Annotated in this window: 8 protein-coding genes; 3 read left to right on the top strand and 5 right to left on the bottom strand. The window is 74.0% G+C overall.

Annotated features, from left to right (window positions below; translation table 11 throughout):
• A partial coding sequence (locus tag VG276_29305) for a hypothetical protein (GenBank protein ID HEV8653385.1) occupies positions 1-629 on the top strand: 629 nt, incomplete at its 5' end.
• On the opposite strand, the gene VG276_29300 is transcribed toward VG276_29305, so the two are convergent.
• On the bottom strand, positions 511-1,380 hold the full coding sequence (locus VG276_29300) for an SMP-30/gluconolactonase/LRE family protein (protein HEV8653384.1): 870 nt from the start codon (positions 1,378-1,380) through the stop codon (positions 511-513). The two genes, VG276_29305 and VG276_29300, sit on opposite strands and share 119 nt — an antisense overlap.
• Before the next feature lie 289 nt (positions 1,381-1,669).
• On the opposite strand from VG276_29300, the gene VG276_29295 reads away from it, so the two are divergent.
• Together VG276_29295 and trpD are read left to right on the top strand one after the other, a co-directional pair.
• Positions 1,670-2,842 (top strand): pyridoxal phosphate-dependent aminotransferase, encoded by a 1,173-nt coding sequence (locus VG276_29295; GenBank protein ID HEV8653383.1) that lies wholly within the window; start codon positions 1,670-1,672, stop codon positions 2,840-2,842.
• 178 nt (positions 2,843-3,020) lie between these two features.
• On the top strand, positions 3,021-4,067 hold the full coding sequence (gene trpD, locus VG276_29290) for an anthranilate phosphoribosyltransferase (protein ID HEV8653382.1): 1,047 nt from the start codon (positions 3,021-3,023) through the stop codon (positions 4,065-4,067).
• Between the two features lie 146 nt (positions 4,068-4,213).
• On the opposite strand, the gene VG276_29285 is transcribed toward trpD, so the two are convergent.
• The 4 genes from VG276_29285 to VG276_29270 form a co-directional block, all read right to left on the bottom strand.
• A complete protein-coding gene (locus VG276_29285; protein HEV8653381.1) occupies positions 4,214-4,798 on the bottom strand; it encodes a GNAT family protein in 585 nt (194 codons plus the stop codon).
• Between the two features lie 50 nt (positions 4,799-4,848).
• Complete coding sequence (locus tag VG276_29280) at positions 4,849-5,148, bottom strand: Lrp/AsnC ligand binding domain-containing protein (protein ID HEV8653380.1); 300 nt, start codon at positions 5,146-5,148, stop codon at positions 4,849-4,851.
• Positions 5,149-5,247: 99 nt separating this feature from the next.
• On the bottom strand, positions 5,248-6,438 hold the full coding sequence (locus VG276_29275) for a thiolase family protein (GenBank protein HEV8653379.1): 1,191 nt from the start codon (positions 6,436-6,438) through the stop codon (positions 5,248-5,250).
• 142 nt (positions 6,439-6,580) lie between these two features.
• A complete protein-coding gene (locus VG276_29270) occupies positions 6,581-8,407 on the bottom strand; it encodes a DEDD exonuclease domain-containing protein (protein HEV8653378.1) in 1,827 nt (608 codons plus the stop codon).
• Between the last annotated feature and the right edge of the window lie 118 nt (positions 8,408-8,525).

The raw sequence follows: 8,525 nt of genomic DNA, 5'->3' as shown, positions 1-8,525 counted from the left end.
TGCGGATCGGGCTCGCCGCAGCCGTGCTGTGGCTGGTGCCGGGCACGGGCGCAGCCAGGACCACCGAGATGCTCTCGCTCACCAACGTGACCTGCGGCAGCCTCACCGTGACGGGCACCGGGCTCCCCGGCAACGCACCAGTCACCCTGCTGCTCAGCGAGCAGGCGTCGAGCCCGGTGGTGCGGTCGGTCCCGCTCAGGACGAGCGCGACGGGGACCGTGCGGGTCGACGTGCGGGTCTCGCTGGCCGGGTTCGACGAGGTCTCGGCCACCGCGGTCGGCCCCCAGGGTGACACGCTGGTCATCGGTAGCCACCAGTTCGCCCGGCCGTGCCCGCCCGCGCGGGCGGCGGGCGCGCTGGCGACCACCGGCGTCACCCTTCACCAGCTCGGGCTGCTCCTGGTCGGGCTGGGCCTGCTCGCCCTTGGCGCGCTGGTTCGGGCCAGGACCGCCTACCGGGGCACCCACGCCCGGGGCACGTACAGCCTTGCCGTGCAGGCCTCCGAGAGCCTCAACCCGCGAATGCCACGCCCGGCAGGCCGCGCACGCCCGGGCGGCAGCGGAACAGGGCGCCGGCGTGCGGCTCGCGCCGCAGGGCGTCTCCGGTCAGGTCGCGGGCGGCCGAGGTGACGTACAGCTGGTCCAGGCCCGGCCCGCCGAACGCGCAGCTCGTGACCTGGCTCACCGGCAGGCGCACGACCCGGTCGAGCGTCCCGTCGGGCGCGTAGCGGCGCACCGCCCAGCCGCCCCACAGCGCCACCCACAGGAACCCCTCGGTGTCGACGGTCATGCCGTCGGGCAGCCCCGCCTCGGGCGGCACCTCCACCAGCGGCCGCCGGTTGGCGACCGCGCCCCGCTCCGGGTCGAAGTCGAACGCGTCGACCCGCTGGGTCGGGCTGTCGATGAAGTACATGGTGCGCCCGTCGAGGCTCCAGCCCATGCCGTTGGAGATGGTGAGCCCGTCGAGCACCGCCTCGACCCGGTAGTCGGCGTCCAGCCGGTACAGCGTGCCCGCGCCCGGGCGTTCGTCCAACGCCATCGTGCCCGCCCAGAAGCGGCCCTTGGGGTCGCACTTGCCGTCGTTCATCCGCAGCGACGGGTCCCCGCCGCCGACCCGGGCCACCGTCCGGGTCTCGCCCGTGGCCAGGTCGGCCAGGGCGAAGCCCTCCTGCACGGCCAGGACCAGCCCGCCGGCGCGGCGCGGCGCCACCGCGCCCACCGGCTGCCCGACCTCGAGCAGGCGCCGGGTGGACGAGGCCGGGTCGAGCACGTGGACGTGCCCCGGGGTGATGTCGACCCATAGCAGCAGCCCTTCCTCCGGCCACCACACCGGCCCCTCGCCCACGTTGGCGTGCACGTCGGCGACCAGCTCGACCTCCACGTCCCCGCCACCTGGCGCCTCCCCGCCACCCAGCGGCCTCTCGCCACCTGGTGCCTTGCCGCCACCTGGCGCCTTGCCACCTGGTGCCTTGCCACCCAGCGGCCTCTTGCCACCTGGCGCCTTGCCACCATCCATGCCGCCGCTCCTCTCTGCACGATCGGTCCTGCCAGCGTGCCGAGTATGCGTGGTGGGGCCGGCCGCTTCGAGCCCGCGGGCGTTTACCCGCATCCCGTCGACCCCTATGCTCCGCTTCAGGGGTCGACGGGCAGTCGAGGCGAACGGAGTCGGGATGAAGCTCGCGGACCGGATGGGGCGGCTGGGGACCGAGTCCGCCTTCGAGATGCTGGCCAGGGCGCGGGGTCTGGAGGCGACCGGGCGCGAGATCATCCACCTCGAGATCGGCGAGCCCGACTTCGACACCCCCGCGCACGTCAAGGCCGCGGCCGAGCAGGCCCTGGCCGAGGGCCACACCCATTACGTGCCCGCGCCGGGGATCATGCCTGCCCGCGAGGCGGTGGCGGCGTTCCTCGAGCGGACCGGGCGGCTGGCCGCCCCGCCGGACCGGGTGATCATCACCCCGGGGGCCAAGCCGATCATGTTCTTCACCATCCTCGCGCTCTGCCAGGAGGGCGACGAGGTCCTCTACCCGGACCCGGGCTTTCCGATGTACGAGTCGATCGCCGCCTTCGCCGGCGCCACCCCCGTGCCCGTGCCGCTGCGGGAGGCGAACGACTTCCGCATCGACCCCGGCGAGCTCGCGTCGCTGGTCACCGACCGCACCCGGCTGCTGATCCTCAACTCGCCCCACAACCCGTGCGGCAGCGCGCTCACCAGCGCCGACGTCGAGGCCATCGCCCGGGTGGCCCTGGAGCGGGACCTCCTTGTTCTCTCCGACGAGGTGTACTGGGCCATCAGCTACGGCGGCACGCACGCCAGCGTGCTGGACGTCGACGGCATGGCCGAGCGCACCATCCTGCTCGACGGGTGGTCCAAGACCTTCGCGATGACCGGCTGGCGCCTGGGCTTCGGCGTGTTCCCGCCCGCCCTGGTCGAGCCGGTGAGCCGGCTCGTCATCAACTCGGTCTCATGCACCTCGGCGTTCAGCCAGTTCGCGGCCATCGCCGCCCTGGAGGGCCCCTGGGACCCGGTCACCGCGATGGTGGAGGAGTTCGGCCGGCGCCGCGACGTGATCGTGGCCGGCCTCAACGGCGTCCCCGGGGTGCGCTGCGTCGAGCCGGGGGGCGCCTTCTACGTGTTCCCGAACGTGCACGACCTCGGCATGCCCGCCGGGGACCTGGCCGAGCAGCTGCTCCAGCGCGCCGGCGTGGCCTGCCTGCCCGGCACCGCCTTCGGCGCGCACGGCGAGGGCTACCTGCGCTTCTCCTACGCCGCCTCGGTGGCCGACATCCGCCGCGCCCTCGACGCGGTCGAGTCGGTCGCCTCGGAGCTCGCCCCGGCCTGAGGGCCCGCTGCACGGTAACGTGGCCATGCAGACGCTGCCGACCTGTGGAGCTCCTCGTGGCGAGACCACGTTGTTCGGCGGGCCCTGAGCGTGGCCCCGGCATCGGCGAGCACCGCGGAACAGACGTTCCCGGTAGGCTTGACAGCCGCGTAGGTCCGCGACGAACCAGGAGCCTTCAGTGACCGAGCATGCCCCCTTCACCTGGCCGCACGTTCTCGGTCCCCTGCTCCGCCGCGAGGACCTGACCGAGGCGCAGGCTGGCGCGGCCATGCAGACGATCCTGGCCGGCGAGGCCACGCCGGCGCAGATCGCCGCCTTCGCGACCGGCCTGCGCATCAAGGGGGAGACCGCAGCGGAGGTGGCCGGGCTGGTCCGGGCCATGCTCGACGCGGCGGCACCCCTGGAGGTGCCTGGCCCCCTGCTCGACACCTGCGGCACGGGCGGGGACCGGGCGGGCACGTTCAACGTGTCGACGCTGTCGGCCATCGTCGCGGTCGGGGCCGGGCAGCGGGTGGCCAAGCACGGCAACCGGGCCGCCTCGGGCCGGTGCGGCAGCGCCGACCTGCTCGAGGCGCTCGGGGTGGCGATCGCACTGCCGCCCGGGGGGGTGGCGGCGACCATCGCGGAGACCGGGATCGGGTTCTGCTTCGCGCCGCTGTTCCACCCCGCGCTGCGCCACGCCGCCGCGCCCAGGCGGGAGCTGGGGGTGCCCACAGTGTTCAACTTCCTCGGCCCGCTGGCCAACCCGGCCCGGGCCAGGCACCAGGCGGTGGGGGTGGCCGACAGCCGGATGGTGCCGATCATGGCCGAGGTGCTGCGGCGCACCGGCACCAGGCACGCTCTGGTGTTCCACGGCCACGACGGGCTCGACGAGCTGACCACCACCACGACCTCGACGCTGCTGGACGTCGGCCAGGAGGGCGTGCGGGAGATGGAGGTGGACCCGGAGGCGCTGGGCCTGCCCCCTGCCACCCGGGAGAGCCTGGTCGGCGGGGACGTCGAGCGCAACGTAGCCATCGCCAAGCAGGTGCTGGCCGGGGAGGGTGGCCCGCCGCGGGACATGGTGCTGCTCAACACGGCGGCGGCGCTGGTCGCGGCGGACGCGGCACTGAGCCTCATGGACGGCCTCGAGCTGGCCGCCCGCTCGATCGACCAGGGCCGGGCGGTCGCGGTCCTCGAGGCCTGGGTCGAGGTGTCGCGCCGGGTCGCCGCCGACCCGGCCTGACCACGGCCGAACTTGGCCGTCGGAACTGGGATGCCTGGGCCGCAGGCGCCCCCCAAAGCATGTTCGGGGGTCAGCGCACGTCCGGGTCGGCCCGTGGCGCGCCAGGGCCGCGGGTCGGCTGGGAGCAGCCGAAGCACTTCCAGGGATCAGCCCGTGGCGCGCCAGGGCCGCGGGTCGGCTGGGAGCAGCCCGAACAGCAGGGTGTCGCGCCGGAACGACGGGTCGAGGTGGTCGCGCTCGTCCTCCCGCAGCCGGCCTTCGAGCGTGAACCCGCACTTCTCGGCGACCCGGGCCGAGGCGCCGTTCCTGGCGTCGCAGCTCCAGGTGAGCCGGTAGAACGGCCAGGCCACGTCGGCCCAGTCGACCATCGCCTGGAGCACGCGGGTGCCGAGCCCGCGCCCGGCCTCGTCGGCCCGGACCCACATGCCGACATCGGCCACGCCGGCGTCAAGGGGCCGGCCCCGCAGGTGGAAGCCGGTCCCGGCGACGAGCTTCTCGGACCGCCAGGCGCTCACGACCCACTCCTCGCCGAGCAGCCAGGTGGCCCGGAACCGGCGGACAGTCTCCTCCGACTGCTCCACGCTGGTGTCGGCCCGCGCCCAGGGCATGAACGTGCGCAGGTGCGCGTAGGACAAGACCACGGCCCGGTGCAGCTCGGGCCCGTCACCCGGGTGGTAGGAGCGGAGCAGCAGGTCGCCGGCCCGGTGTTCCTCGGGAGCTTGGAAGCTCATCGGCCTTGCTCGGAGGCTCATCGGCTTGCCTGGAAGCTCATCGGCCCTGGTCAGTCCGGCTGCCCCTCGCCAGCCTCGAACCCGACCGAGAAGAGCTGGTCGAGGTCGTGGTGGGAGTAGGTCCGGAAGGCGATCATCGTGCGGGTGGCCGCCACCCCGGCCACCTTGCGGATCTGCTCGGTGACGACCGACGCGAGGTCGTCGTGGTCGCCCACGCGCACGATGGCGACCAGGTCCCAGTCGCCGGCCACGGAGTACACCTCGGTGACGCCGTCCAGGTCGGCCAGGGCCTGGGCCGTCTCCGGGGTGCGGTCGACCTCGCAGGTGACGAGCACGATCGCGGTGACCATCTGGTTGGCTCCTTCGGTCGGTGCCGTCCGGCCCGGACGGCAGGGCTCCGGACCTGTCCGGTGGATCTGCCGATCACCGGATGATGGCACAGCCACGCCTCAGCCCACGCGCTCCAGGCCCACGGCCATGCCCTGGCCACCGGAGATGCACAGGGTGGCCAGGCCGCGCCGGGCGCCCCGGCGGCGCAGCTCGTGGGCGGCCGCGCCGACGATGCGGGCGCCGGTCATGCCGATGGGGTGCCCAAGGGCGATCGCGCCGCCGTTGACGTTGGTGCGCTCCCAGTCGAACTTCAGCTCCCTGTCGCAGGCCAGCACCTGCGCGGCGAACGCCTCGTTGACCTCGACGACGTCGATCTCCGGGAGGGACCAGCCGAGCTTGGCGAGCAGCTTCTGGGTGGCCGGGACCACGCCCCAGCCCATGATCGCCGGGTCCACCCCGGCGCTGGCCCAGCCGACCACCCGGGCCAGCGGCTCGATGCCACGGGCGCTGGCGGCCGCCTCGGTCATGACCACCAGGGCGGCGGCGCCGTCGCAGATGCCCGAGGAGTTGCCGGCGGTGACCGTGCCTGGGGTGCGGAACACGGGCTTGAGCCTGGCCAGGGTCTCCAGGGTGGTGCCGGGGCGAGGTTGCTCGTCGCGCTCGACGGTGACCGTGCGCGACCCGGCGTCGCTGGTCTCGACCGGGACGACCTCGTCGGCGAAGCGGCCGTCGGCCCACGCTGCGGCCGCCCGGCGCTGGGACTGCAGCGCGAACGCGTCCTGCTCCTCCCGGCTCACGTCGTAGCGCTCGGCCAGGTTCTCGGCTGTCTCGCCCATGCCGATGCCGGCCAGCGGGTCCATGAAGCCGTCGGCGGACATGCCGTCCTCAACGGTCGCGTTCCCCATGCGGTAGCCGCCGCGCATGCCGCGCAGCAGGTACGGGGTGCGGGTCATGTTCTCCATGCCGACGACCAGGGCGACGTCCATCTCGTCGAGCAGGATCGAGCCGGCCGCCAGGGTGAGCGCCTTGGCGCTCGACCCGCACGCCTTGTTGACCGTGTAGGCGGGGACGGTCACGGGCACGCCGGCGCGCACCGACACCTGCCGGCCCGGATTGGGCCCGTTGCCGGCCTGCCTGCCGTGGCCGACGACCGTCTCCTGCACCTCGGCGGGGTCGAGGCCGATCGTGTGGAGCGCGGCCCGGGCCGCCGCGATCCCGAGGTCGACGGTTGGCACGTCGGCGAACGCGCCCATGAACCTGCCCATCGGGGTGCGCCTGGCCGACGCGATGACGACGGAACGCTGCTCCATTCGCTGCCCTCCAACCCGGGATGCAGGCCCGGTGCAGGCCCCGATCCAGGCCCCATTGTAGGCCGGTGCCCCCGGGCCGCCCGGTCGGCCGGCCGGGGCACCGGTGGGCCGATCAGCGGCTCCCGGTCACGTCGGGGCGGGATCATCTGCCCGATCCGGGCCGTCGCGTCATGACATCGGGCGCGGCACGATCACCAGGCTCCTTCGAGGAGCCGTCCGGTCCTCGGCGCCGTCGTGACGTGGGGCGTGGCTGGGGGCGGCCGCGGGCCTCGCCAGGAGGTCGCGGCGTGGCCGAGCGGCGGCGGTCGTAGCGCACCTGGAGGATGGCGCCGCCCACCGACGGGCTGGTCAGGCAGCCGTCGACGGCGAGCAGCTCGGCCTCGCCGGCCACGCCGTTGAGCCAGTGGGTCACGAGGTGGACCTCGTCGGCCAGGTGGCGGGGGGGCGGGCCCGTGAACCGCTCGGGCTCGGTCGCGGCGGCGCGCAGCCCGTCCAGCCCGAGCAGGTCGCCAGGGGCAAGGATGGCGACGGCGGCGAGCTGCCCACGGCGCAGGATGGTGACCTCACGCCCGTCCGCGTGGCCGCGGGCGAGGACGATCTCGTCGACGCCGGTGAGGGAGCGGGCTCGCCGGTAGTCGGCCAGGGCCCGGGTCAGTGCGTCGAGCCGGTCCCTGGCGGCCGCGGCCTGCTCGTAGCGCTGGCTGGCCGCATAGGCCGCCATGTGCCGGTGCAGCGGCTCCAGGAGCGCCCCGGGGTCGCCTTCGAAGGCGGCCTCGAGCGGGGCGACCGCGGCGGCATAGGCCTCCGGGGAGACGCCCTGGGTGCACGGGCCCAGGCAGCGACCCAGCTCGAGCAGGGCGCAGGCGGACATGCGGGTGCGCGGGCCGATCCTGACCGCGCAGCGCCGCAGCGGCAGGGCGTCCTCGATCGCCGACTTGACCAGCTCGGCCTGGTTCGTCGAGGTGAACGGGCCGAGGTAGCGCGCCCCGTCGGCCAACACCCGGCGGACCAGCGACACACGCGGGAACCGCTCGCGGGTCAGCTTGAGGTAACAGTAGCGCTCCGGGTCGCGGCTGCGCCGGTTGTACCGGGGCCGGTGGTGCTGGATGAGCCGGACCTCGCGCACGCTGGCCTCGAACTCGGTGGCGCAGGCCACGTGGTCGATCGTTGCCAGCTCGCGCAGCAGGTTGACGACCTTGGCCCGGCTGTCGCCGGAGAAGTACGAGCGGACCCGGGTGCGCAGGTCCTTGGCCTTGCCGACGTAGAGCACCCGGCCGGCGGCGTCGCGGAACAGGTAGACGCCGGGGGTGTGGGGCAGGCGGTCGGCGAGATGGACCTTCTTGAAGGTGACGTCGGCCCGGGCCGAGGGGAACTCCAGCAGGTCCTCGAGCGCCAGCACCCCGAACGACCCGGCCCGCTCGAGCAGGGCGTGCAGCACGTCCACGGTCGCCCTGGCATCGGTCAGCGCGCGGTGGCACGGCGCCACCGAGGCGCCGAGGTAGGCGGCGAGCGTGGCCAGCCGGACGTTGGGCACCTCGTCCCGGGAGAGCAGCTTGCGGGCCAGCCGGGCCGTGCACACGACCTGGTTGCCGGCCCGCCGGTAGCCGTGCCGCTCCAGGTTGGCCTGGAGGAAGCGCCAGTCGAAGGTGGCGTTGTGGGCCACGAACACCGCACTGCCGAGGAACTCGAGCAGGCAGGGGAGCACCACCTCGATGGGCTCGGCCCCCGCCACCATGGGGTCGGTGATCCCGGTGAGCGCGGTGATCAGCGGGGGGATGGGGATCCCCGGGTGGACCAGGGTGTGGAAGCTGCCGATGACCTCGCCGCCGCGCACCTTGACCGCGCCGACCTCGGTGATGCGGTCGTGGACGGGGGAGCCGCCGGTGGTCTCGAGGTCGAGCACCACGAACTCGACGTCGACGAGCGGCGTGCCCAGGTCTTCGAGGCTCTGCTGGATCGCCCGCACCATGTCCCTCCCGTCCGGTTCCCAGGACGGAAGCTATGGGAACGTGTGTTCGAGATCAAGCGCTGGGCGGAATTGGGGACGCCGCCACCCCCCGGATTCCGGGTGCGGCGCCTACGCGCTC

This window comes from Actinomycetes bacterium (assembly GCA_036000965.1).
GTDB lineage: Bacteria > Actinomycetota > CALGFH01 > CALGFH01 > CALGFH01 > DASYUT01.
The sequence above is the reverse complement of the archived record's forward strand: the minus strand, read 5'-3'. Positions and strand labels throughout refer to the sequence as shown.